At 61.6% G+C, this 25067-nt stretch carries 21 protein-coding genes; 8 read left to right on the top strand and 13 right to left on the bottom strand.

Annotated features, from left to right (window positions below):
- Nucleotides 1–48: 48 nt before the first annotated feature.
- The 4 genes from HBR93_RS00565 to HBR93_RS00550 all read right to left on the bottom strand — a co-directional run bounded on the left by HBR93_RS00565 (nucleotide 49) and on the right by HBR93_RS00550 (nucleotide 6483).
- Nucleotides 49–1368 (bottom strand): MFS transporter, encoded by a 1320-nt coding sequence (locus HBR93_RS00565; RefSeq protein WP_057439396.1) that lies wholly within the window; start codon nucleotides 1366–1368, stop codon nucleotides 49–51.
- Between the two features lie 274 nt (nucleotides 1369–1642).
- Entirely contained in the window at nucleotides 1643–2977 is a 1335-nt protein-coding gene (locus tag HBR93_RS00560) for a sigma-54 dependent transcriptional regulator (protein ID WP_057958663.1), read from the bottom strand.
- Nucleotides 2971–4737, bottom strand: coding sequence for an ATP-binding protein (locus HBR93_RS00555; protein WP_057958664.1), 1767 nt, complete (start codon nucleotides 4735–4737; stop codon nucleotides 2971–2973). The genes HBR93_RS00560 and HBR93_RS00555 overlap by 7 nt, the downstream gene beginning before the upstream one ends.
- A gap of 222 nt (nucleotides 4738–4959) precedes the next feature.
- On the bottom strand, nucleotides 4960–6483 hold the full coding sequence (locus HBR93_RS00550; protein WP_057960547.1) for a fumarate hydratase: 1524 nt from the start codon (nucleotides 6481–6483) through the stop codon (nucleotides 4960–4962).
- A 248-nt stretch (nucleotides 6484–6731) separates the two neighbouring features.
- Between HBR93_RS00550 and HBR93_RS00545 the strand changes: the two genes are divergently transcribed.
- Together HBR93_RS00545 and HBR93_RS00540 are read left to right on the top strand one after the other, a co-directional pair.
- Nucleotides 6732–7664, top strand: coding sequence for an iron-sulfur-binding ferredoxin reductase (locus HBR93_RS00545; RefSeq protein ID WP_128593252.1), 933 nt, complete (start codon nucleotides 6732–6734; stop codon nucleotides 7662–7664).
- Nucleotides 7665–7692: 28 nt separating this feature from the next.
- A complete protein-coding gene (locus HBR93_RS00540) occupies nucleotides 7693–8442 on the top strand; it encodes an enoyl-CoA hydratase (protein ID WP_057960545.1) in 750 nt (249 codons plus the stop codon).
- Nucleotides 8443–8621: 179 nt separating this feature from the next.
- On the opposite strand, the gene pyk is transcribed toward HBR93_RS00540, so the two are convergent.
- The gene (gene pyk, locus HBR93_RS00535; RefSeq protein WP_029295454.1) at nucleotides 8622–10073 is read right to left on the bottom strand and encodes a pyruvate kinase; all 1452 of its coding nucleotides are present in this window, start codon (nucleotides 10071–10073) and stop codon (nucleotides 8622–8624) included.
- A gap of 175 nt (nucleotides 10074–10248) precedes the next feature.
- On the opposite strand from pyk, the gene HBR93_RS00530 reads away from it, so the two are divergent.
- Both HBR93_RS00530 and HBR93_RS00525 read left to right on the top strand, forming a co-directional pair.
- The gene (locus HBR93_RS00530) at nucleotides 10249–10623 is read left to right on the top strand and encodes a hypothetical protein (protein ID WP_057440129.1); all 375 of its coding nucleotides are present in this window, start codon (nucleotides 10249–10251) and stop codon (nucleotides 10621–10623) included.
- A 233-nt stretch (nucleotides 10624–10856) separates the two neighbouring features.
- Nucleotides 10857–11216 (top strand): PilZ domain-containing protein, encoded by a 360-nt coding sequence (locus HBR93_RS00525; protein WP_169959674.1) that lies wholly within the window; start codon nucleotides 10857–10859, stop codon nucleotides 11214–11216.
- 13 nt (nucleotides 11217–11229) lie between these two features.
- Here HBR93_RS00525 and HBR93_RS00520 read toward each other — a convergent pair whose 3' ends face one another.
- The 6 genes from HBR93_RS00520 to HBR93_RS00495 are packed head-to-tail and all read right to left on the bottom strand — an operon-like array spanning nucleotide 11230 to nucleotide 17891.
- Nucleotides 11230–12561, bottom strand: coding sequence for a DUF58 domain-containing protein (locus HBR93_RS00520; RefSeq protein WP_169959673.1), 1332 nt, complete (start codon nucleotides 12559–12561; stop codon nucleotides 11230–11232).
- A gap of 7 nt (nucleotides 12562–12568) precedes the next feature.
- Nucleotides 12569–13561, bottom strand: a complete 993-nt coding sequence (locus HBR93_RS00515; protein ID WP_115128840.1) for a MoxR family ATPase — start codon at nucleotides 13559–13561, stop codon at nucleotides 12569–12571.
- Complete coding sequence (locus HBR93_RS00510) at nucleotides 13558–14715, bottom strand: DUF4350 domain-containing protein (protein ID WP_169959672.1); 1158 nt, start codon at nucleotides 14713–14715, stop codon at nucleotides 13558–13560. Before HBR93_RS00510 ends, HBR93_RS00515 begins: the two co-directional genes overlap by 4 nt.
- A complete protein-coding gene (locus HBR93_RS00505; RefSeq protein ID WP_169959671.1) occupies nucleotides 14712–16235 on the bottom strand; it encodes a DUF4129 domain-containing protein in 1524 nt (507 codons plus the stop codon). Before HBR93_RS00505 ends, HBR93_RS00510 begins: the two co-directional genes overlap by 4 nt.
- The gene (locus tag HBR93_RS00500; protein ID WP_169959670.1) at nucleotides 16222–17202 is read right to left on the bottom strand and encodes a stage II sporulation protein M; all 981 of its coding nucleotides are present in this window, start codon (nucleotides 17200–17202) and stop codon (nucleotides 16222–16224) included. The genes HBR93_RS00505 and HBR93_RS00500 overlap by 14 nt, the downstream gene beginning before the upstream one ends.
- Nucleotides 17199–17891 (bottom strand): RDD family protein, encoded by a 693-nt coding sequence (locus HBR93_RS00495; RefSeq protein ID WP_169959841.1) that lies wholly within the window; start codon nucleotides 17889–17891, stop codon nucleotides 17199–17201. The genes HBR93_RS00500 and HBR93_RS00495 overlap by 4 nt, the downstream gene beginning before the upstream one ends.
- Nucleotides 17892–18101: 210 nt before the next feature.
- Between HBR93_RS00495 and sbcB the strand changes: the two genes are divergently transcribed.
- Nucleotides 18102–19529, top strand: a complete 1428-nt coding sequence (sbcB, locus tag HBR93_RS00490) for an exodeoxyribonuclease I (RefSeq protein WP_169959669.1) — start codon at nucleotides 18102–18104, stop codon at nucleotides 19527–19529.
- An 89-nt stretch (nucleotides 19530–19618) separates the two neighbouring features.
- On the opposite strand, the gene mvaT is transcribed toward sbcB, so the two are convergent.
- Nucleotides 19619–19993 carry a histone-like nucleoid-structuring protein MvaT gene (gene mvaT / locus HBR93_RS00485; protein WP_057440135.1) on the bottom strand — a complete coding sequence of 125 codons (375 nt, stop codon included), beginning with the start codon at nucleotides 19991–19993 and terminating at the stop codon, nucleotides 19619–19621.
- 350 nt (nucleotides 19994–20343) lie between these two features.
- On the opposite strand from mvaT, the gene purU reads away from it, so the two are divergent.
- Together purU and HBR93_RS00475 are read left to right on the top strand one after the other, a co-directional pair.
- On the top strand, nucleotides 20344–21192 hold the full coding sequence (gene purU, locus HBR93_RS00480) for a formyltetrahydrofolate deformylase (RefSeq protein WP_029295472.1): 849 nt from the start codon (nucleotides 20344–20346) through the stop codon (nucleotides 21190–21192).
- A gap of 87 nt (nucleotides 21193–21279) precedes the next feature.
- Complete coding sequence (locus tag HBR93_RS00475) at nucleotides 21280–21477, top strand: hypothetical protein (protein WP_169959668.1); 198 nt, start codon at nucleotides 21280–21282, stop codon at nucleotides 21475–21477.
- Nucleotides 21478–21501: 24 nt separating this feature from the next.
- On the opposite strand, the gene HBR93_RS00470 is transcribed toward HBR93_RS00475, so the two are convergent.
- Entirely contained in the window at nucleotides 21502–23391 is a 1890-nt protein-coding gene (locus HBR93_RS00470) for a methyl-accepting chemotaxis protein (protein WP_057440137.1), read from the bottom strand.
- Between the two features lie 197 nt (nucleotides 23392–23588).
- On the opposite strand from HBR93_RS00470, the gene HBR93_RS00465 reads away from it, so the two are divergent.
- Nucleotides 23589–25067, top strand: a complete 1479-nt coding sequence (locus tag HBR93_RS00465) for a helicase HerA-like domain-containing protein (protein ID WP_057440147.1) — start codon at nucleotides 23589–23591, stop codon at nucleotides 25065–25067.

Raw genomic sequence — 25067 nt, 5'->3', positions numbered from 1 at the left:
GCCATATCATTTGCATGACATGGCCCCTTTTCTACACCTGGCGAACCCTTAGTCCGTGGTGATCCGCGAATGCTTGCGGGTGTCTTTCATAGTGATGTAGACCAGCAGCGACACGGCAATACACGCGGTGACGTACCAGTAGTAGCCGGTTTCCATGCCGATGCTCTTGAACCACAGGGCGATGTATTCAGCGGTACCGCCGAAGATCGACACGGTCAGTGCGTAAGGCAGGCCGACGCCCAGTGCACGGATTTCGGTAGGGAACAGCTCGGCCTTCACCACGGCGTTGATCGAGGTGTAGCCGCTGACGATGATCAGCGCCGCCATGATCAGGAAGAACGCGCCCCACCAGGTCTGGACGGTGTGCAGAGTGGTGAGGATCGGCACGGTGAACAGGGTGCCGAGGATGCCGAAGGCGATCAGGATCGGCCGGCGACCGACCTTGTCCGACAGGCCGCCGACAATCGGTTGCAGGCACATGAACAGGAACAGTGTGGCCGCAGAAATGGTGGTGGAGTCGGAAATGCTCATGCCGACAGTGTTCACCAGGTACTTCTGCATGTAGGTGGTGTAGGTGTAGAAGGCCAGGGTGCCGCCCATGGTCAGGCCGACCACGGTCATCAGTTCCTTGGGGTGGCGCATCAAGGTGCGCATTGCGCTTTCCTTGGCTTTTTCCTTCTTGGTGAACGACTCGGTTTCTTCCATGCCGCGTCGCAGATACAGGGCTACGACCGCGCACAGGGCGCCGATGGCAAACGGGATACGCCAGCCCCAGGCATACAGCTCTTCGGTGGTGAGGATCTGTTGCAGCACGATCAGCACCGCCAGTGCGATGAGCTGGCCGGAGATCAGGGTCACGTACTGGAAGCTGGAGAAGAAGCCGCGACGTTCCTTGGTCGCCATTTCACTCAGGTAGGTGGCCGAGGTGCCGTATTCGCCACCGACCGACAGGCCTTGCAGCAAGCGGGCGAACACCAGCAGGATCGGCGCGCCGACACCGATGGTTTCATAACCGGGGCTCAGGGCGATGATCAGCGAGCCGAAGCACATCAGCAGCACCGACGCCATCAACGCGGCTTTACGGCCTGCGCGGTCGGCGTAGAGGCCCATCAGCCAGCCGCCAATCGGGCGCATCAAAAAGCCCACGGCGAAGATCGCGGCGGTGTTGAGCAGTTGGGCGGTAGTGTCGCCTTTAGGGAAGAAGGCCTTGGCGAAGTACAGCGAGAAAGCAGCGTAGACGTACCAGTCGTACCACTCGACCATATTGCCGACCGATCCGCTGAAGATCGACTTGATGCGGCTGGAGGTGGTGCGTGCTTGCGCCGGCGCAGCCGCCGACCCCAGAGGCAGGGAATTGGAGTTATCCATTGAAGGATCCTTCATGTCATTGTTTTTGTGGAGCGCGCGTCAGCGCAGCCTGGTTGGACCTATAGCAGGAGCTGTGCCAAGCAGGTGAGGGCCCGATCTAGAAGGGTTGGGGGATTATTTTGAGCGGAAAGTCGCTGATGATTTTTTGTTGATGAGCGGAAATCCGCTTATGGCGGCTGTCCTCATCGCAGGCAAGCCAGCTCCCACATTCTGATTTGTGAATACATTCAAGTGTGGGAGCTGGCTTGCCTGCGATGAGGCCCTCGGGGGGACCTCAATCCATCGACAGAAACATTTCCCGGGTCAGCCCATGGCGCTGCATCTTCTCATTGAAGGTCCGCCGTGGCAGTTGCAGTTCGGCCAGAACCGCCTTGATATCGCCCTTATGCCGGGTCAGCGCGGCTTTCAGGCAATGGGCCTCGAATGCCTCCTGCTGCGCCGCCAGGGATTGCCCGGCCTCGATACCTTCCGGCTCCGGCTCGCCCAGGCCCAGCACCTGGCGTTCGGCGACGTTGGCCAGTTCGCGCACGTTGCCCGGCCAGTCATGGCTCAGCAACTGCCCCAATTGCGGCCCGTTGAGGGGCACGGTCTCGCGGCCCAGGCGTTCGGCGGCTATCTGGGTAAAGTGGTCGAACAGCAGTGGGATATCTTCGCGGCGTTCGCGTAACGGTGGCAGGCGCAGTTGTGCCACCGTCAGGCGGTAGGCCAGGTCTTCACGAAAACGCCCGGCGCGGGCTTCGTCCAATAGGTCGGGCTTGGTGGCCGCAATGATGCGCAAGTCGACCTTGATGCTCTGGTTGGAACCCAGGCGCTCCAGTTTCTGTTCCTGCAACACCCGCAGCAGCTTCACCTGCTGGGCCAGGGGCATGCTTTCGATCTCGTCGAGAAACAACGTGCCGCCGTTGGCGTACTCCAGCTTGCCGATGCGCTTGCCCTGGGCGCCGGTGAAGGCGCCGCTTTCATGGCCGAACAGTTCGGCTTCAAACAGTTGCTCGGGAATCGCCGCACAGTTAAGCGCGACAAATGGCTTCTTTGCCCGGGGCCCGAAGTCATGCAGGCAACGGGCGACGAGTTCCTTGCCGCTGCCGGTCTCGCCGCGGATCAGCACATTGACCGGCAAACCGGCCAAGTCCAGCACCTGGCGCCGCAGGTTCTGCAGGCTGCGCGATACCCCCAACAGGGTCGACTCCAACTGGGCGCGATGATCGGCCTGTTGGTGCAGGCGGCGGTTTTCCAGGATCAGTCCGCGTTTGTCCAGGGCCCGGCGCAGGCTGGCGAGCAGGGCGTCGGGGCTGAAGGGTTTCTCGAGGAAGTCGTAGGCGCCGTCGCGCATGGCTTCGACGGCCATCGGCACGTCGCCATGGCCGGTCAGCAGGATCACTGGCAAATCGGTATCGCGCCGTTGCACCTCGGCCAGCAGCTCCAGGCCGCTTAGGCCCGGCATGCGCACGTCGCTGAGAATCACCCCGGGGAAATCCCTGGGCAGTTTGGCCAAGCAGTCCTCGGCACGGCTGAACAACTGCACCTCGAACCCGGAGAGGCTCAGCCACTGTTCCACGGCCGTGCGGATACTGGCCTCGTCATCAACCACGATCACCGCGTTCAGCATAGGTCTGGCGCCTCCAGCGCGATGGGCAGGATCAGGGTGAAGACGGCGCCGTCCCCCTGGTTGGCAGCAATCAGGCGCCCCCCCAGTTCATGCACGATAGCGTACGACACCGCCAGCCCAAGTCCGAGCCCGTCCCCCACCGGCTTGGTGGTAAAAAACGGGTCGAAAACATTGTTCAGGTGTTCCTCGGCAATCCCACCGCCGCTGTCGCTGACGCTCAGGTGCCACAGTTGTTGATCAGCATGCAGGCGGATTTCCAGGCGCTTGCGTGGCTTGTTGGCCATGGCGTCCAGGGCATTGCGCAGCAGGTTGATCAGTACTTGTTCCAGGCGAATGGCATCGCCGCGCACCCAGGCCGGGCGGGTCAGGTCGAGCACGGTGCCGATGGCTTCGTCCCGCAGGCGTGCGTCGAGCAACTGCAGGGACTGGTCGACCACGGTCGCCAGGTCCAGGCGTTCGCGCAGGCCACTGGGGCTTTTGCGGGCGAAGGTCTTGAGATGGCCGGTGAGGGCGGCCATGCGGGTGAGCATGTCGTCCAACGGCGTCAGGGCCTGGTAGGCGTCGTCGATACGCCCGTGGTCGAGCAGCAGGCGCAAGGTGGCCAGTTGCATGCGCTGGGCAGTCAGTGGCTGGTTGATTTCATGGGCCAGGGCCGCGGACATCTGTCCCAGCGCCGCCAGCTTGGCCGACTGCACCAGGCCATCCTGGGCGGTGCGCAAGGCCCGGGTGCGTTCTTCCACCAGGCTCTCAAGCTCTGCGCGGCTGCGCTGGCGCAAGCGGGCGAGGCGCCAGCGCTGGCTGAGGAACAGCACCAGGAACACCAGGGTCAACCACAGGCCAGCGGCGGCGAGGCCGGCGTTACGTTGGTCTTCAAAGGCGACCTGGGGTTTGCGCAGCAGGTGCAAGGTCCAGCCTTCGGCTTTGAGAGGCAGGGATTCCCAGATGTAGTTGGCATTGCCTTCGGGCCCGGCGACGCGCATCAAGTGACTGTTTTCGTCAAAGCGCTGCAAAGTCTGGGTGTCCAGGGGCTGCAGTTGTTTTTTATCGTATTGGCGCGTGGCTTTGAGCTCGGCCAGATCGTTGGCCGACAGCGGGCGCAGGTTGCGGTAACGCCATCCGGGTTTATTGGCGATAAACACAATGCCCCGGGCATCGCTGACCAATAGCAGGTCGTCGCCCTGGGCCCATTCGCGCTCCAGTTCCGGGAACTCCAGTTTCACCACCATGGCGCCGAGAAACTGCTCCTGCTCATCCAGCACTGCGCTGGACAGGAAATACCCCGGAATCCCGGTGGTCACCCCCACCGCATAAAAGCGCCCGGTGCCCTGGCTGCGGGTCTGGCTGAAATACGGGCGAAACGCATAGTTGTGGCCGACATAGCTACTGGGCAACCGCCAGTTGCTGGCCGCCACGGCCAGGCCGGTGCGGTCCATCAGCTCCAGGGTCGACGACTGCGCGGCACCGTTGATGCGTTCCAGTTTGTGGTTGAGCACGTCCTGGGTCGCCGGATCCAGCGGGCCTTGCAAGGCGCGGATCATTTCCGAATCCAGGGCCAGTACGGCGGGCAGGGCGCGGTAACGTTCAATCAGGGTGTGCAGGGAGTTGGCGTACAGCGCCAGTTGCTGGTTGGCACGGCCGGCATCGTCCACCAGGGACTGGCGTTCAGCCTGGCGCATGGCAAGAGCGGCGGCCAAAACGGCACCGGCGATAATCAGCAGGGAGTAGAAGGTCAGACGCAATGGGCGAGGGATCGCGATCATACGAGAATGAACAGCTGCAGTAGGGGGCGAGCACCATACCATGCAGCAGGACGAGCGCAGTACTTGTGGCGAGCGGGCTTGCCCGCGATTGCATCGAAGCGTTCTGCAGCCAGACCGCAGTGCCTGCATCGCGGGCAAGCCCGCTCCCACAAAATCGTCGGTCATAAAAAAGGCGACTGCGGCATGGAGCCGCAGTCGCCTTCTATCCTTGCGGGGAAGTGCTTACTGCACCTCTACCGCCAGGCTCTCACTGATCTTTTTCTGCCAGATGGCAGGGCCAGTGATGTGTACCGACTCGCCCTTGCTGTCGACGGCAACAGTGACCGGCATGTCCTTGACGTCGAACTCGTAGATCGCTTCCATGCCCAGTTCGGCGAAAGCTACCACGCGCGACTTCTTGATGGCTTGCGCCACCAGGTAAGCAGCGCCGCCGACGGCCATCAGGTACACGGCCTTGTGGTCCTTGATCGCTTCGATGGCGGTCGGGCCGCGCTCGGATTTGCCGATCATGCCCAGCAGGCCGGTTTGTTCGAGGATCTGGCGGGTGAACTTGTCCATCCGCGTGGCGGTGGTCGGGCCAGCCGGGCCAACCACTTCTTCGCGCACCGGATCTACCGGGCCGACGTAGTAGATGAAGCGACCCTTGAGGTCCACCGGCAGGGTTTCACCCTTGTTCAGCATCTCGACCATGCGCTTGTGCGCCGCGTCGCGACCGGTGAGCATCTTGCCGTTGAGCAGTACGGTTTCGCCCGGCTTCCAGCTTTGCACGTCTTCCGGGGTCAGGGTGTCGAGGTTGACGCGACGGGCCGACGGGCCGGCTTCCCAGACGATTTCCGGGTATGCGTCCAGCGGTGGCGCTTCCAGCGAGGCCGGGCCGGAACCGTCGAGCACGAAGTGCGCGTGACGGGTGGCGGCGCAGTTGGGGATCATGCACACCGGCAACGAGGCGGCGTGGGTCGGGTAGTCCATGATCTTCACGTCGAGCACGGTGGTCAGGCCACCCAGGCCCTGGGCGCCGATCCCCAGTTGGTTGACCTTCTCGAACAGCTCCAGGCGCATCTCTTCGATACGGTTGGACGGGCCGCGCTTTTTCAGCTCGTGGATGTCGATGGATTCCATCAACACTTCCTTGGCCATCACTGCGGCTTTCTCGGCGGTACCGCCGATGCCGATGCCGAGCATGCCCGGTGGGCACCAGCCGGCGCCCATGGTCGGAACGGTCTTGAGCACCCAGTCGACAATCGAGTCGGACGGGTTGAGCATGGCCATTTTCGACTTGTTCTCGGAACCACCGCCTTTGGCGGCCACGTCCACTTCCACGGTGTTACCCGGGACGATGGAGTAGTGGATCACGGCCGGGGTGTTGTCCTTGGTGTTTTTGCGCGCACCGGCCGGGTCGGCGAGGATCGAGGCGCGCAGGACGTTTTCCGGCAGGTTGTAGGCGCGACGCACGCCTTCGTTGATCATGTCGTCCAGGCCCATGGTGGCGCCATCCCAACGCACATCCATGCCCACGCGTACGAACACGGTGACGATCCCGGTGTCCTGGCAGATCGGGCGGTGGCCGGTGGCACACATGCGCGAGTTGATCAGGATCTGCGCCATGGAGTCACGGGCTGCCGGCGATTCTTCGCGCAGGTAGGCCTCGTGCATCGCCTGGATGAAGTCAACGGGGTGGTAGTAGGAAATGAATTGCAGGGCGTCGGCAACGCTCTGAATCAGGTCGTCTTGCTTGATCACGGTCATGAGTCGCGCTCCTCTATAAGGGAACATTCAATAAAGGTGGCTTCAGATGGGTGCATCGGTCGCTGAAGCCACCTTTTCCAAGGCACGCCGGGTAGTGCTGGCGCGACGCTAAAAAGGCGCGGCAGTATAACCCGGCGCGATGGCCGATACACCCGACGATGGTCAAACGCTGCCGACCACCCTCCTGGAGGAGCCGACTCCTACAAAAAGCAGTTACAGTGATCGCACATTTTGATGCGAGGCCTTTCATGCCTGAACTGCACGTCGGCGAACGCCGCTGGTCGGTCTCCACCGGCAGCAATCTGCTGGATGCCTTGAACCAGGCCGGTGTGGCTGTGCCCTACAGTTGTCGCGCGGGCAGTTGCCATGCGTGTTTGGTGCGCTGCCAGGGCGAGGTTGATGACAAGCAGCCCGATGCCCTGAACCCGGCACAACGCCAGGACGGTTGGCGTCTGGCCTGCCAGTGCCAGGTCGTGGGCGATGTACAGGTCGAGACCTTTGACCCCTTGCGCGACGGCGCGGCGGCAACGGTGCTGAGCGCCGATTGGTTGAGCCCGACAGTGTTGCGCCTGCGTCTGCAAGCGGAACTTAGGTTGCGCTACCGGGCCGGCCAGCACCTGGTGTTGTGGGCGGGCACGGTGGCGCGGCCGTATTCCCTGGCCAGCCTGCCCGAGGAAGATCCGTTCCTGGAGTTCCACCTCGATTGCCGCCTGCCCGGCGAATTCAGCGACCTTGCGCGGCAGTTACAGGCCGGCGATCCATTGCGCCTGGGCGAGTTGCGCGGCGGCGCGTTGCACTACGATCCGGACTGGCAATCCCGGCCGCTGTGGCTGCTGGCATCCGGCACTGGAATGGGCCCGTTGTGGGGCGTGTTGCGTGAGGCGTTGCGCCAGGATCACCAGGGCGCCATTCGCGTGATTCACCTGGCCCATGATGCCGACAGCCATTATCTGGCCGAGCCCCTGAGGCAACTGGCCGCGAGCCATCCCAGCCTCAGTGTGGAGCTGTGGACGGCGGCGCAGTTGACCGAGGCTTTGGCGCAACTGCGGCTTGTTTCCCGGCAAACCCTGGCCTTACTCTGCGGGCACCCCAGCAGTGTCGAGGCCTTTTCCAAGCGCCTGTTCCTGGCTGGCTTGCCGCGCAATCAACTGCTGGCCGATGTGTTCCTGCCCCGTGGTTGAGCGCTGATGTCTATCTGCGAGACTCACCATGACCGACGCCATCCTGCTGCACCGTGACCGTGGGCTGCTGATCCTGCAGCTCAATCGCCCCGACAAGAAAAATGCCCTGACCCGCGCCATGTACAGCCAATTGGCGGCGGCGCTGGAGCAGGCCGATGCCGACACGACGGTCAATGCCGTGCTGATCCAGGGCAGCAGCGACTGCTTTACCGCCGGCAACGACATCGGCGACTTCCTTGAGCAGCCGCCCACAGACCTGGACAGCCCACCCTTTCATTTCATGCAAAGCCTGCTCAACTGCCGCAAACCGGTGATTGCCGGCGTGGCCGGGGCGGCGGTGGGCATTGGCACCACGCTGCTGCTGCATTGCGACCTGGTGTATGTCAGTCGCGATGCACGGTTGCGCATGCCATTCGTCAACCTGGGGCTGTGCCCTGAGTTTGGCTCCAGCCTGATCCTGCCGCGCTTGCTGGGGCACGCGAAAGCTGCCGAGTTGCTGCTGCTGGGCGAAGGGTTCAGTGGAGAGCAGGCTGCGCAGTGGGGGATCGCCACCGAAGCATTGGGCAGCGGCGAAGCGGCCCTGGCCAAGGCGCGGGAAGTCGGCGGGCGCTTTGAGACCCTGGCGCCGGGGGCGGTGCAGGTGACCAAGCAATTGATGAAGAGCGTCGACCGCGAGCAATTGCGCCAGGTGATCGAGGAGGAGGGTGCATTGTTTACCCAGCGCTTGAGGTCGCCGGAGGCGATTGCGGCGTTGTCTGGGTTTATTGCCCGGCGCTGAAATCCAAGTGGTTGGACTGGCGTTATCGCGGGCAAGCCCGCTCCCACATTGGAGTGCATTTCAAGTGTGGGAGCGGGCGTGCCCGCGATAACGCCAGTCCAGTCACCACATCACCATGACTTGAAATGCAAAAGGCCCTGTCACTCACGTGCCAGGGCCTTTGCTTTTCAGCGGGTCACTCAGACCATTGGATCGCCAACGTGCAGGATCTTCATGCCGTTGGTGCCACCGATGGTGTGGTAGCTGTCGCCCTTGGTCAGGATCACCCAATCGCCTTTCTCGACTACGCCACGCTTGAGCAGTTCGTCGATGGCAGCCTGGCTGACTTGCTCAGGCGGCAGCGACGCCGGGTCGAACGGTACGGTGTAGACGCCACGGAACATGGCCGCACGGGCCTGGGTTTCGCGGTGCGGGGAGAACGCGTAGATCGGGATCGAGGAACGGATACGCGACATGATCAACGGCGTGTAGCCACTTTCGGTCAGGGCAATGATCGCCTTCACACCGGGGAAGTGGTTGGCGGTGTACATGGCGGCCAGGGCGATGCTCTGGTCGCAGCTTTCGAACACTTTGCCGATGCGGTGGCTGGAGGTCTTGCTGGTCGGGTGCTTTTCAGCTCCGACGCAGATACGCGCCATGGCCTGGACTGCTTCCAGCGGGTACGGGCCGGCAGCACTTTCCGCCGAGAGCATCACGGCGTCGGTGTAGTCGAGCACGGCGTTGGCCACGTCGGACACTTCGGCACGGGTCGGCATCGGGTTCTGGATCATCGACTCCATCATCTGGGTCGCGACGATCACCGCTTTATTGTGGCGGCGTGCGTGCAGGATGATTTTCTTCTGGATGCCGATCAGTTCTGCGTCACCGATTTCTACACCGAGGTCGCCACGGGCAACCATCACTGCATCGGACGCCTTGATCAGGCCGTCGAGGGTTTCGTCGTCGGCCACGGCTTCGGCGCGCTCGATCTTCGCCACCAGCCAGGCAGTACCGCCGGCTTCGTCGCGCAGTTGGCGGGCGTATTCCATGTCGGCAGCGTCGCGCGGGAAGGATACGGCGAGGTAGTCCACTTCCATTTCGGCGGCGAGCTTGATGTCAGCCTTGTCTTTTTCGGTCAGGGCCGGTGCAGTCAGGCCACCACCGCGACGGTTGATGCCTTTGTGGTCGGACAGCGGGCCGCCGATGATCACGGTGCAGTTGAGCTCGGTGACGGTGGCGGTGTCGACACGCATGACCACGCGGCCATCGTCCAGCAGCAGTTCGTCGCCGACGCCGCAGTCTTTGACCAGGTCCGGGTAGTCGATACCCACGACCTGCTGGTTGCCTTCGGTCAGCGGATGGCTGGTGGAGAAGGTGAATTTGTCACCAATCTTCAGCTCGATGCGCTTGTTGGCGAATTTGGCGATACGGATCTTCGGCCCTTGCAGGTCACCCAGCAGCGCGACGAAGCGGCCATGCTTGGCGGCGAGGTCACGTACCAGCTTGGCGCGAGCCTTGTGCTCGTCCGGGGTGCCGTGGGAGAAGTTCAGACGGGCAACGTCCAGGCCAGCCAGAATCAGCTGTTCGAGGACTTCCGGCGAGTTACTGGCCGGGCCAAGGGTGGCGACGATTTTGGTACGACGGACGGACATGCACGGACTCCTGAGTTCTAGCGCTGGGGAAGGCTACTATGCTCTTTGGCTGTAGTCATTGTTCGTTTGCACTACTTATTGTCGATTCGCTTGTTTTCACTCGATGACGCCAGACGAACAACCTTGAAGATTTTCGCCCAAGGGTCGATACACTGCTCAAGACAGGAGAACACCCATGCGAGTTTTGATCATTGCAGCCCTGGCCGTCAGTGTTGTCGGCTGTACCCGTTGGTCGATGGACCATCATTTGAACAATGCCTACCGGGCCTATAACGTAGGCGACTGCGAACGGGTCACCCTGGAATTGTCCCAGGTCGACCGTCAAAGCCGGTCCCGTCGCTACGTGCAGCCGGAGGTCTCGATGCTGCGTGGGCAGTGCCTGGAACGGCAGAAGTTGTTCGTGGATGCCGTGCAGACCTATCAGTTCATCATCAGCCAATATCCGTCGAGCGAATACGCATTCCGTGCCCGCGCACGCCTGGATACCCTGCAACAACTGGGGCATTACCCGGGTGCAAGTACTGCACGAGCGCGGCCAGCCGCCTTGTGATGGCATTTGTAATTTGATAGCTGGCCTCTTGCCAGAGTTGGGCTATTCTTTGGATGTCTGTTTGTACAACTTTCAATCCAGATAGATGTAGCCCCTGATTCGATGGCGTTAAAGCGACAGGGCAAAGGCTGCTGTTGTAGCGAAGTCCGGGGGAGAGCGGGGTGCTGCTGGCAGCGCTCCGGTCCGAATCACAGGAACGGCCAGAATCATGGCCATTGGACGGCGATCTCATCATGTTTACCGACCGAAGGATTGAGCGACACCAGTTGCCCTGTTTTTTACAGGTGTTCAACCTCCACACGGATAAACCCATCGGTTACTTGGGTAACATCTCCAGCGACGGGCTGATGTTGGTCAGCCGATTACCCATGATGGTCAACGCGGATTTTGAGCTGCGCTTGAAGATCCCCGGACCTGAGGGGGATGTGCATGCCATTGACTTCACTGCTACCTGCCTGTGGAGCCGTGAGGATATCAACCCCCAGCATTACGATTCGGGGTTCACCCTGCTGCAGGCCCCCGACGAGTACGGGCAATTGATTGCCGCGCTGTTGCAGTACTTCAGCTTTGATCCCTTGCAGGCTTCGGCCTAGCGTCATGCGCCACTCATAGCACGCCGGCCTTTTTCCAGCCCAGGTAACGGGTTACCAGGTCTGCGCCGAGGTCCGAGGGTCGGGCGTCCAATACCGCCAGGCCCTGCGCCTTCATGCGGTCATGCAATTCTTCCCGGGCATTGAGGTAGTCGACGCTGCCACAGTAGGCCAGCGCTTCCGGCAAGGTTTGCACAGGCGCCTGGCGCACTTGATCCAGCACTTCTTCGCGCAGGCTCGCGACCAATACCCGGTGCTGGCGGCTGATGCGCTTGACGGCGGTCAGCAGATCCTCATCGTCCTCATCACGCAGGTTGGTCACGATAATCACCAAGGCCCGGCGTTTCTGGCGGGCCAGCAGTTGGTTGGCCGCAGCCTGGTAGTCGGCCGCGCGCCGGGTGGTGTCCAAGTCGTATACCGCGTTGAGCAACTGGTTCAACTGGCCGCTGCCCTTGACGGGTGCCAGGTAGCGCGGCTGGTCGCAGGCGAAGGTACACAAGCCCACGGCATCGCCCTGGCGCAGGGCCACATAGCTGAGCAGCAGGCACGCGTTGAGAGCGTGGTCGAAATGCGCCAGCTCGTTGTCCTGGCTGCGCATCCGCCGGCCGCAGTCGAGCATGAACACAATCTGCTGGTCGCGCTCATCCTGATATTCCCGGGCAATCGGCGTGCGTTGCCGGGCCGTGGCCTTCCAGTCGATCTGGCGCAGGCTGTCACCCTCGCGAAATTCCCGCAACTGGTGAAACTCCAGGCCCAGGCCGCGACGCTGGCGCTGGCGTACACCCAGTTGGCTGAGCCAGTTGTCTACCGCCAGTAATTGCGCGCCGTACAGGCGGGCAAAATCCGGATAGACCCGGGTGGCATCCTTGACCGACACCTGGCGCTTGGCAGTCCACAGCCCCAGGAGGCTGGGGAGGTGCACCTCACAGCGCTCAAAACTGAAATGCCCACGGCTCAAGGGGCGCAGGCGGTAGCCCAGTTCGCTCTGTTCCCCGGGGCGCAGGGCGATGGACTGGGGCAGGTTTTGCACGCTCAAACCATCCGGTACGTGATCAAACACCTCCAGGACCAACGGCTGTGGATAGTCATGTTCCAGGGTGATCCGCACCTCGCTCCAACGCCCCAGCGCCAGGCTGCCGGGCATCTGCCGGCGCAGGCGTGGCGAGGGGCGGCGTTTCAGCCGGCCAGCATCGAGCAAGGCCAGCAAGAGCAGCGCCAGGAGCAGGCCCCAGGCGATGGAATGCAGGGCGGCCGGCACGTTGAGTTGCAGGGCCACGGCCGTCCCGAGGGCGATGTTCAGGCCCAGCAACACGGCAAGCCAGGCCAGCAACAGGCGAGTCGGTTTCATGGGCATGTCACTGGCGTGGTGCCGGCACTTGGTCGAGCAACTGGGTCAGCACCTGATCCACCTCCAGGCCTTCGATATCCAGCTCCGGGGCGATGCGTACCCGATGGCGCAACACTGCCAGCGCACAGCTCTTGATGTCGTCCGGCGTGACGAACTCGCCACCTCGCAGCAGGGCGCGAGCACGGGCACCCCGCACCAGGGCGATGGACGCACGCGGGCCCGCGCCCAGGGCCAGACCGGGCCAGGTGCGGGTGGTACGAGCCAGGCGCACGGCGTAGTCGAGTACCTGTTCATCCAGGGCCAGCTCACTGGCGACCTGCTGCAACAGCAACACGTCAGCGGCTTGCAGCACGGTGCGCAGTGGTTGCACGTCGAGCATGTCGGCGCGCGATGAGCGGGTCACTTCACGCACCATATCCACCTCTTGCTGCGCCTCGGGGTAGTCCATGCGCACCTTGAGCATGAACCTGTCGAGTTCGGCCTCCGGTAGTGGATAAGTGCCTTCCTGTTCGATGGGGTTCTGGGTGGCCAGCACCATAAAGGGCTGGCCGATAGGCAGGGCTTCGCCTTCGAGGGTGACCTGGCGTTCCTGCATGGCTTCGAGCAGGGCGGCCTGGGTTTTTGCCGGGGCCCGGTTGATCTCGTCCGCCAGCAGCAAGTGGGTGAACAACGGCCCCTTGCGCAGTTTGAACTGCTCGGTGTGCAGGTCGTACACGGCATGCCCGGTTACATCACTGGGCATCAGGTCCGGGGTGAACTGGATACGCGCGAAGTCGCCGTCAAAGCAGCGGGCCAGGGCCCGTACCAGCAAGGTCTTGCCCAGGCCGGGAACCCCTTCGAGCAACACGTGGCCGCCGGCGATCAATGCGGTCAGCACGTCATCAATCACTCCATCCTGGCCAATCACGGCCTTACGCAACTCGGTGCGCAGCGCCTGGGCCAACTGGGTGGCCCGACCGGTGTCGAGGGTGTTGGGTGAATCCACTGGAGAGTCGCTCATAGGGCATTCCTGAGGGTTTGCAGGCAGGCCACCTGGCGGCTGAAGTCGGCGCTGGAAAGCCGCTTTGCCGGGAGTGGGCCCAGGGCCTGGCTGATAATGGATGGCGGTTGGCGAGTCAGGCGTTCAAGGGCTTGCCATTGCCCGGCAGTGTCCAACTGTTCGAAGCCGGGGTGGCGGCGACGGGCGGTGCGCAGGATGTCCCGCTGCAGGGCGTGCAACAGGCTGTTTTGCCCGCTGCGGCGCAGCAGGAAATCGGCACTGGCATTCAAGTGCTCCAGCAGTTGTCGGCGCGCCTTGGGCGCGGGTGCCTGGATGGGCCCCTGGCGTACGCCGGCGCGCCACAACCCCAGCACAATCAAGGCGGCGAGTGCCAACAGGGCCTGGGGGAAGTAACGCAGCAACAGGCTGAACAGGTTCTCGACATCCGTGTTGGACAGTAGGGTGACATTGCTGCCCTGGGTCAGGTACCAGAGCAGCCAGGCATTATCGTGCAGGCCTATATCCGGGGTTTTCCACAGTTCGCTGTCGGTGATCACTGTCACACGGCCCTGCCCGAGATCGAGTTGCATCAAGTGGCTGGACTTGGCGCTGTTGGCCGAAAACTGGGCCAGGTGCCTGGGGTCGATCAAGGTGAAGTCGGTGTCGAAACTGAAGAAGGCCGGTGCGGTTTCATTATCGACATACAGTCGTGTCAGGTCCGGTTTCTTGCCCTTGCGAGGTGGGGCTGGCTGGTCGAAGTCATCGCTGAAGGCCTGGCGCAACTGCAGGCGATCGAGCAGCAGGTCGCCGCTGTCCTGGGTTTCTTCATCCCATATAGCTTCGGCCACCAGCAGCAGGTGGCCGCCGGCCTGGGTCCACTCCAGCAACTGGTCGACCTGGCGCGGGGTCATGTTGCTGCGTTCGCTGAGCAACAGCAGGCTGCCGCCCTTGGCGGGCAGGGTAGCCAGGCGTTCCAGGCTGTTGGCGTGCTCAACGGCTATGCCTTGCTGGCGTAGGAAATGCTCCGCCGCCAGGTAGGGATTAGCCTGGGCTTCGGGTGATGGCCCGCGCTCGACCACTTCCTCGTAGGGGATCGCCTTGTGCCAGGCGTAGAAGCCCCCCGCCGTCAGCAGGCAGGCCAGGATCAGCGCGAGCCAGATCAGTGGCCGGTTCATCCCGTGGCCTCGCTGTCGAACAGCGCGCGCCAGTGGGCGCACAGTTGTTGTTGGGCCTGGGCAGGCGGTACGCGATGGCCATAGGCGAGGTTTTGCCAGTGGCGGGTCAGGTCGTCGCTGAATGCCAGCAATTGCGGCTGTTGCAAGTGACGCACGCGCTCCAGGACCTGGCCTTCGGTATCGGCGTTTTTCAGGGGCAGGTTGAAGTCATGCAACAGGCGGCTAAGCAGGCCGCGATAGAGCAGGCCAAGCGCTTCACGGGGCTGGGTGGCCCACAGTTGCTCGGCGGTACCGGCGATGTCATCGGGTAATGTTTCCACGCCCATGTCCAGGCCGAACAGTTGTGACGGCACGGGCTGGTCAACGGTGCGGGGGGCGCGGCGATGGCTGACAAAGGCGTGCAGCCAATCACGATAGCGCCAGGCCACCAAGGCAATACCGGCGATCAGCAGGCTCCACAACAGCACCTCCATGACCAGGGCCAGGGACTTGAAGGTGTCGCTGTTGAGGTTGTCGAGCAAGGATTTAAGCCAGGCAGGCAACCGGGCATCCCCTGTGGGCTTGGGTTTGTCGATGGTCTTGTCTTCGCCGAAACGGTAGCGGGTTACGGATTCCGGATTCTTGAACGGGGGCTCTTCCAGCAGGCGCTTGATCGCCTGGCTGGCGGCTGGCGTACTCAAGGGTTGTGCAGCCACGGGTTGATCGGCCATGGCCTGGGGTGTTGGCGGGAGCAGCAGGCCGACAGCCAGCAGCAGGACGGCCACCGTTGATCCCAGGCGCTGGCGCAGACGGCGGAACACCAACTCCAGGTCCCAGGCTTCGAGCACGGTACGCCGGTTCAGGTAGAGGCTGAACCCGCAGGCCACATAGATCGGCTCCCAGAGCACCAGGACCAGGGCGTACAAGGCATTGGTCAGGTGTTCCAGCCAGAGCCAGTCCTGGCTGCTGGTCAGCGCCAGTTGTTGCCAGTCCCAGTCGAGCTCGACCTGTTGTGGCAGGAACAGGTAGAACAGCGCCATCAAGCCAACCCACAGTGCTGTTTCCAGGTGAATACCGATCAGCGTCAGCCAGCGCGCTGCGCCGGCATTGCGCTGTTGCAGCACCCCCAGCCGTTGTTGGCGGGCCAGGCCGCCGAGGCCTTCGAGTTGCACCACGGGCATGACGAAGCTGCGACTGAGGCTCAAGCGCCTCCAGGTCAGGCTGGCCAGCAGTTGACCTTTGAGCAGGCGCGGCCATTGGCGCAGCGCCTGCTTGAGGGTAGGCGTTTCGCCAAACAGTGCTGTGGACAGGATATACAGCGGCAGGCGCTCAAAGGCCGGTTTCAACCACCAGAACACCAGTACAGCAACAGATGGGTAGTCCCACAGCGCAAGGCTGATCAGGATAAAGATCGGCAGGCTGACCAAGGCCCAACTGCTCATCAAGAGCACGCGGTGCTTGCGGGCCAGCAATACCCCCAGGTCCATGGCTTCCCACGTAGTGCGGGGGCGGATTACCACGCTGGCGTCACTCAGGCGCATGACGACCCCTGCCGGCAAACAGCAGATAGGCGAGCACCATCGCCCAGAGCGCGGCGCCCACCAGGTACTTGCCCCAAGGTTCCACGGCGGTGGTGGAGGACCAATAGGCCTCTATAAAGGCCGCGATCAGCAGGAATAAAATCACGCCGCAGATCATTTTCACGCTTTTGCGGGCTGCCAGGCGCAGTGCTTCACCCCGGGGCAATGCTCCCGGCGCGATCAAGGCCCAGCCCAGTTGCAGGCCGGCCGCGCCGGCCAGGGCGATGGCCGTCAGTTCAAAGGCGCCGTGGCCGATGACAAAGGACCAGAAGGTCTGCCCATAGCCGATTTCGGTCAGGTGACCGGCGATGGCGCCGATCATCAGGCCATTGAAAAACAGGAAAAACACGCTGCCCAGGCCAAACAGCAGGCCGCCGGCAAAGGTCTGGAAGGCGATGCCGATGTTATGCATGACGTAGTAGCCGAACATCATCCAGTCTTCGCTCGACGCCCGCGCGGCTGCGCGGCCCAGGCGACTGGCGTCGGGGTCGTACATCTCCTGCATCTCGGACACTTGCGGGGCACTGACAATGGTGTAGATCAGTTCGGGGAACAGGTAGACCAGCAGCGCAATGCCGATCAGGCTGCCAAAGAACAGCAGGCTGGCGACCAGCACGAAGCGCCATTGTTCGCGAACCGTGCGGGGGAAATCCGCCAGCAGGAAGCCCAGCACCTTGGCACCGAGCTGGCTGCGATGGCGATACAACTGTTGATGACCGCGCAAGGCCAACTGTTGCAGCGGGTCTATCAGGTAGCTGCTGTAGCCCCGCTCCTGCGCCAGTGCCAGATGTTGGCACAGGCGTCGGTAATCTTGAGGGAAACGCGTCAGCTCCTCGGCCTTTGCCTTGCCTTGTTCAAGCAGTGCCAACTGGCTGGCAAATGCCTGCCAGTGCGGCTGGTGACGGGTTTCGAACAGGCTTTGCTTCATGTCGGCCCCAGCAGGCCGCGGGCCACGCCATTGAGCTGTTCCACGGCGCGCGCGGGGGAGACTTGCAGGGGCGTGGCCAGAATCGCCGCCAGCTCGTGGGTCCGTTCGGCGGACAGCTCACCCTGGCGCTCGGCAAAACCCAGGATCGCACGTTGCTCGTCCAGCTCAAGGGCAAAGGGCAGGCGCAATGCCGGGGCCTGGGGCAGGTGAGGGCGGGCCAGGGGCTGTTCGCGATAGATCACCAGGGTACCGGCCGCAATGTCGCCCAGGCGTTTGAAGTGGGGATGTTGCAGGCAACTGATGGCCCCGAGGAAATAGCCGAACGGCAACATATCGACAAACCGCAGCAGGTTGCGGATCAGGGATGCGGACCAGCCAATGGGCGTGCCGTCATCCTGTACCACGCGCAGGCCCATGATCTGTTTGCCCGGTGAACTGCCCTGGTTGAGCACTTCGAACAGCACCATGTACCACCAACTGACGAGGAACAGCAGGATCGAGGCCAGGCCGATGCCCAGGTTGCCGAGAAACGCCAGGGCGATGAACAGGACACCGAGGATCAGGCCGCGCAGGCCCAGGTCGAAGCCGAATGCCAGTGCCCGGGGCATCAGCCCGGCGGGGCGCAAGGGCAGGTCGATGCCTTCCGGGGTCTCGATCTGATAGCGGGTGTCCAATGGTGCGGTGGGCATTGCATTCCCTGGCAGTGCGGTGTGGCTGGGCATGGGCAACCTCGTCGGGCAGCCGGCAATTCGAGAGGCCGATGCTAGCAGTGTCGTGGACGGAAGTAACACCTGAAAATGCGCCAAGGTTTCACTGAATGTTTATCCAGTGCACACGGCGCTGGCCCCGGGCGGCGTCCAGCGCCTAGACTTTGTCGGTCTTCAGCACAGGAATAGCCCGTGACCTCGATCTTCTGGTACGACTATGAAACCACCGGCATCAACCCACGCAGCGACCGTGCGCTGCAGGTTGCCGGGATTCGCACCGACCATGACCTCAATGAGGTCGGGCCGCCGGTCAACCTCTATTGCCAGCCCAGCGACGATATCCTGCCGCACCCGGCCGCGTGCATGATCACGGGCATTACCCCCGGCCAACTGGCGGAAAAAGGCCTGGCCGAAGCCGACTTCATGACGCGGGTGCATGCCGAGCTGGCCGCCCCCGGCACCTGTGGTGCGGGTTACAACACCCTGCGTTTCGATGACGAAATGACCCGCTACAGTTTGTATCGCAATTTTTTCGACCCTTACGCACGGGAATGGCAGAGCGGCAACAGCCGCTGGGACTTGATCGACGTGATGCGCACGGCCTATGCCCTGCGCCCCGACGGCATTGTCTGGCCCGAGCAGGACGGGCGCGTGACCCTCAAGCTGGAGCGCCTGACGGCGGCCAATGGAATTGACCATGGCCAGGCTCACGAAGCTTTGGCTGACGTGCGGGCCACCATCGCCCTGGCGCGGCTGGTCCGGGAAAAACAACCGAAGTTGTACGATTGGTTGTTTCAACTGCGCAGCAAGCAGCGGGTCATGGATCAAATCCGCCTGTTGCAGCCCATGGTGCATATTTCCGGGCGCTTTTCCGCTGAGCGCCATTACCTGGGGGTGGTCCTGCCCCTGGCGTGGCATCCGCGCAATCGCAACGCGTTGATTGTCTGCGACCTGGGGCTCGACCCACAGGCGCTGCTGGACCTGGATGCCGAAACCCTGCGCCAGCGCTTGTATACCCGGCGCGATCAATTGGCGGAGGGTGAGTTGCCGGTGCCGCTCAAACTCATTCACATCAATCGTTGTCCGGTCGTCGCGCCGCTGAATGTGTTGCGGGCGCAAGACCAGCAGCGATTGAACCTGGACATGCGTGAATATCAGGCCCGGGCACTGCGGCTAACTGACGCACAGGAACTTTGGCTGGATAAATTGCCGGCGATTTATGCCGAGGACGATTTCGCCGCAAGCGCCGACCCGGAGCAACAGCTCTACGATGGTTTTATTGGTGATCGGGATCGACGTTTATGTGAGCAAGTCCGCACTGCTGAACCCGAGCAACTAGCGCGCCAGCAGTGGCCTTTTGATGATCATCGTTTGCCGGAATTATTATTTCGCTATCGTGCCCGCAACTTTGCGCACACCTTGGACAGTGAAGAGCAACAACGCTGGAAACTCTTCTGTCAGCAACGCTTGTCAGATGCGGATTACGGCGCGCCAAATACCCTTGAGAGTTTCAATAAGGCCAGGCTTGAATTGGACGCTAGTGCTACATCGTTTCAGCGTCAGGTGCTGGATGAGTGGCAGGAATATGCTGACGCTTTAAGCCAGCGCCTGGACCTGTAATCGGCGTTCGATAAAAAGTGGGCAATAAAAAACGCCAGCGAACTGGCGTTTTTTATTGTGTCGCGAATCAGGTGACGATCTGGCGAACCTTAGTCCAGCAGGGTAGCCCAGCCTTCAACCACGTCACCGCCCCACTTGGCTTTCCACTCTTTCAGAGTCTTGTGGTTGCCACCTTTGGTTTCAATCACTTCGCCGTTGTGCGGGTTTTTGTATTGCTTGACCTTGCGCGCGCGCTTGGTACCGGTAACTTTCACGGCGGCGCGTGGTGCTTTAACTTTCGATTCCGGATCCAGCAGCGCGATGATGTCACGCAGGGATTTGGAGTATTCACCCATCAGGGTGCGCAATTTGCCTTCGAATTCCAGCTCGGTTTGCAATTTGTCGTCTTGGGACAGATTCTTCAAACGTTCTTGCAGCTCTTTGATAGCGGATTCGGTGGCACGGTATTCGTTGATCAGGGACATGTGGACTACCTTATACGGGGCGCTGAGGGACAGGGATAGTGGCCTAATAATAGTCAGACAGTTTGCCCAAGTAAACATTTAAGCTCGGTTTTATGTAATTTACTTTGAATGTTTGTAGCGAAAGGCTCGGAGTGCATTATTTAGTGCGCCCCAGCCAGCTATAGATATTCTCATTAGATCTCGGCTAATTGCGGTAACAGCTGCTTGTACTGACATAGTGCCCAGGTAAAAACCATACGCTGTTTAGGGCCGCCACAAGGAATCGCGCGAATAAGCGCTGAGGAGTACTGCAGTTTTTCTACGGTGTCGCTAGAATGGCGGCCTTTGCGAAGTTCTGGAGTTTGCCCCTAATGCGCACTTTTCGTCTGGTGATTGCTTGCCCGGATCGGGTTGGTATCGTCGCTAAAGTCAGTAACTTTCTGGCCTCCCACAATGGCTGGATCACCGAAGCGAGTCATCACTCGGACAATCTCAGTGGTTGGTTTTTCATGCGCCACGAAATTCGCGCGGACACCCTGCCGTTTGGCCTTGAAGCGTTTCGCGAGGCGTTTGCGCCCATCGCCGAAGAGTTTTCGATGACCTGGCGTATTACCGACACCGAGCAGAAAAAGCGCGTGGTGCTGATGGCCAGCCGCGAATCCCACTGCCTGGCGGACTTGCTGCACCGCTGGCACAGCGATGAGCTGGATTGTGAGATCGCCTGTGTGATTTCCAACCACGACGACCTGCGCAGCATGGTGGAGTGGCATGGCATTCCGTACTACCACGTCCCGGTCGACTCGCAGAACAAACAGCCGGCCTTCACCGAAGTCTCGCGTCTGGTCGAGCAGCATCAAGCGGACGTTGTAGTCCTGGCGCGCTATATGCAAATCCTGCCGCCGGAACTGTGCCGCGAATATGCCGGCAAGGTAATCAACATTCACCACAGCTTCCTGCCATCCTTTGTCGGGGCCAAGCCGTATCACCAGGCGTCGCTGCGCGGCGTGAAGCTGATTGGTGCAACCTGCCACTACGTCACCGAAGAGCTGGACGCAGGTCCCATCATCGAGCAGGACGTGGTCCGCGTCAGCCACAGCGACAGCATTGAAGACATGGTGCGTTTCGGCCGCGACGTCGAGAAGATGGTCCTGGCCCGTGGCCTGCGCTATCACCTGGAAGACCGCGTGCTGGTGCACGGCAACAAGACCGTGGTGTTCTGATCGACTGTTTTTGGGTTGAAGCAAAAAGGGCTTGGGCGTTAAATCACCCAGGCCCTTTTTATTAGTGTCAGTTGCGAGGATCGAACCATGAGTGATCCCCTGGATAAAGCCACGTCCAAGGCGCCCGCCACCTTGGGGGAGGGCTGTTTGAGCCGCTATGACCCGGATGCCCTGGATGCCGAGGACGGCACGGACTTCCCCGATGCTGCCCGGTTGTGGGAGCAGTTGCAGGAGGAGTCAGAGCCGCACGACAAGCCCGGCCCTGACAGAAACAACGTTGGCTGAATGTAGGCGCTGCTGTGTTGAGGTCTAGATGCGGAAGCTCCCCACCAATTGTTTCAAGCGCGCCGCTTGCTGCTCCAGATCGGAGCAGGCGCGCAAGGTGGACTGCAGGTTTTCCACACCCTCCTGATTGAGCGTGTTGATCTCGGTGATGTCGATATTGATCGACTCCACCACCGAGGTCTGCTCTTCCGTCGCGGTAGCCACCGATTGGTTCATGCCGTCGATTTCACCGATGCGCTGGGTCACGCTGCTCAGGCGTTCGCCTGCCAGGTTGGCGATCTCCACGCTTTCGAGGCTGTGGCGCTGGCTGTCGCTCATGGTGCTGACCGAATCCCGGGCGCCGACTTGCAGCTCCTCGATCATCTTTTGCACCTGTTGCGCCGATTCCTGCGTGCGGTGGGCCAGGTTGCGCACCTCGTCGGCCACCACCGCAAACCCGCGTCCGGCTTCCCCGGCTCGCGCGGCTTCAATGGCCGCGTTGAGTGCCAGGAGGTTGGTTTGCTGGGAAATACTGGTGATCACTTCGAGGATCTGGCCGATATTCACGGTCTTGCTGTTAAGTGCCTCGATATTGCTGCTGGAGGCACTGATCATCTCGGACAGTTGCGTCATGGCCTTGATATTGCGCTCCACCACTTGCTGGCCATCTTCGGCCAGATGGCGTGCGTCGCTGGCCTGGTTCGAGGCCTGGGCGGCGTTGCGGGCAATTTCCTGGGCAGCGGCACCCAACTGGTTGATCGCTGCCGCGACACTGTTGGTGCGGTTGGCCTGTTCGTCGGAGTTGACCATCGATGAGTTGGAGGCGCTGACCACGCGCAGGGCCACTTCATTGACCTGGCCGGTGGCGGAGGACACTTCGCGAATCGAGGTATGAATCCGCTCCACAAAGCGGTTGAAGGCTTTGCCCAGAATGCCGAACTCGTCGTGGTTCTGGATCGTCAGGCGGCGCGTCAGGTCACCTTCGCCATCGGCGATGTCTTCCATGGCCCGGGTCATGACATGCAGCGGTTGCATCAGCACGCGGATCAGCATGCCCAGCAGCGCGATGATGATCGCCACGGCAATCACCGTGGCGATAATGGCCGAGGTGCGGAATTCGCTGAGCATTGCGAAGGATTTGTCTTTATCTACCGACAGACCGATATACCAGTTCACTGACGGCAAACCCTTGATCGGGGCGAAAGTGACGATACGGGTTTTGCCCTCGACCTCGATTTCGCTGAAGTCGGCACTGATCTTGACGGTCTGGTTCGGGTACGCCTCGCCCAGGGTCTTCATCACCAGGTTTTTTTCCGGGTGCACCAGGATCTTGCCGTCGGCACTGACCAGGAACGCGTAGCCCATGCCGCCGAAGTCCAGCGCGCCGATATTGTCCACCAGGGTTTGCAGGCTCAGGTCACCGCCGACCACGCCGACGCTTTGTCCGGCCTTGCTGCTGGGGGTGGCGATGGAAATGATCAACTGGCCGGTGGCGGCGTCGATGTAGGGCTCGGTCAGGGTCGAGCCATTGCTGCTCTGGGCGCCCTTGTACCAGGGGCGCACGCGTGGATCGAAGCCGTCGGGCATCTTGGCATCGGGGCGAATGGTGAAGCCGCCTTTGCTATCGCCCAGGTAGGTTGCCATGAACGAAGATGTCAGGGCTTTCTGCTCTAGCAGACTGGCGATGACGCTCGGCTCGGGGTTGATGGCGATGTTCTGGGCGGCGTTTTCCACCAGCACAATACGTCCGGCCAGCCAGCTCTGGATATTGCTGGCGGTGACATCCCCCATTTCATGGAGGTAGCTGTCGAGGTCATTGCGAATCGCGTTGCGTTGCAGGTAGTCGTTGTACAGCGTAAACAACGCAAATGCGGCAATGACGATAAGGGCGGCTGCAAGCAGGATTTTGTGGCTGAAGCGCAGATTTTTATTCATGGCTCGTCGTGTCCGCTAGGGTCTTAATGTCCAAGGCGCGTCTTTTATGGCAACGCATAAATGACAGCGTTAAATAAAGTGTGATATTTCCATTTGCTCCTGCAGGAATTATCTGGCCTAACTTTTTTAGACTTTTTGGGTCTCTCGCTTTATCTGTATCGACCGTGCAGGGCTAAAGATTAACCATGGGTGACAAAATGCCTGACTCCTCGCAACTTCTTATTGGCGCAGACCTTGAAGGCCAACCCATCGCCCAGGCCATGCGCCTGGCTAACCGCCATGGCCTGATCGCCGGCGCTACCGGCACCGGCAAGACCGTGACGTTGCAGCGGCTGGCAGAGGCGTTCAGTGATGCTGGCGTGGCGGTGTTCGCTGCAGATATCAAGGGTGACCTGTGTGGCCTGGGCGCTGCAGGCAATCCCCAGGGCAAGGTGGCCGAGCGGATCGCCGGCATGCCGTTCCTGAATTACGCGCCTAAGGCATATCCGGTAACGCTGTGGGATATCCACGGTCAGTCCGGTCATCCGCTTCGTACAACCTTGAGTGAAATGGGCCCACTGTTGCTGGGCAGCCTGCTGGAGTTGACCGACAGCCAGCAGTCGACCTTATATGCGGCGTTTAAAGTGGCCGATCGCGAGGGCTTGTTGCTCTTGGATCTCAAGGACCTCAAGGCCCTGCTCAATCACCTCAAATTCCACCCCGAATTGCTCGGCGATGATGCGGCCCTGATGACCACGGGCTCCAGCCAGGCTTTGCTGCGGCGCCTGGCCGTGCTGGAACAGCAGGGCGCAGAGGCCCTGTTCGGCGAGCCGGCGCTGCAACTGGAAGATATTCTGCAACCGGCCAGCGATGGGCGAGGGCGTATTCATTTGCTGGATGCCAGCCGCCTGGTGCACGAGTCACCCAAGGTCTATGCGACCTTCCTGCTGTGGTTGCTGGCGGAGCTGTTCGAGCAGTTGCCGGAACGCGGAGATGCCGACAAGCCGCTGCTGGCACTGTTCTTCGACGAAGCGCATTTGCTGTTTGCCGATACGCCCAAGGCCTTGCAGGATCGCCTGGAGCAAGTGGTGCGGTTGATTCGCTCCAAAGGTGTGGGGGTGTATTTTGTCACCCAGTCGCCGGGCGACTTGCCGGATAGCGTACTGGCGCAACTGGGTTTGCGGATCCAGCATGGCCTGCGGGCGTTCACCACCAAGGAGCAAAAATCCCTGCGGGCGGTGGCCGATGGTTTCCGACCAAATCCTGCGTTTGATGCGCTGGCGGTATTGACCGAGCTGGGCACGGGTGAGGCGCTGGTGGGTACGCTGCAGGAAAAAGGCACCCCCGAGGTGGTCCAGCGGGTGCTGGTCGCGCCGCCGCAGTCGCGGATCGGGCCGTTGACTGCCGCCGAGCGGGCAGGGTTGATTGCCGGCTCGCCCCTACAGGGGCGCTATGACAAGCCGATTGATCGTGAATCCGCCTATGAAGTGCTGATGGCACGCAAGGAGCTGGGGCCCGAGGCGAGTGCTGCGCCTGCCGCTGAAGAACCGAGCTTCACCGACAAGGCCGGGGCGTTTCTTGGCACGACCGCGGGCAAGGCCCTGAAATCGGCGATGCAGCAGGCGGCCAACCAGATGGGCCGCCAGTTGGTGCGCGGGCTGTTGGGGTCTTTGCTTGGCGGTAGCAAGCGCAAGTAG

Source organism: Pseudomonas sp. WS 5411, from assembly GCF_012985595.1.
Lineage (GTDB): Bacteria > Pseudomonadota > Gammaproteobacteria > Pseudomonadales > Pseudomonadaceae > Aquipseudomonas > Aquipseudomonas shahriarae.
Note: the sequence above shows the minus strand (reverse complement) of the source record. Positions and strands in the feature narration are given on the sequence as shown.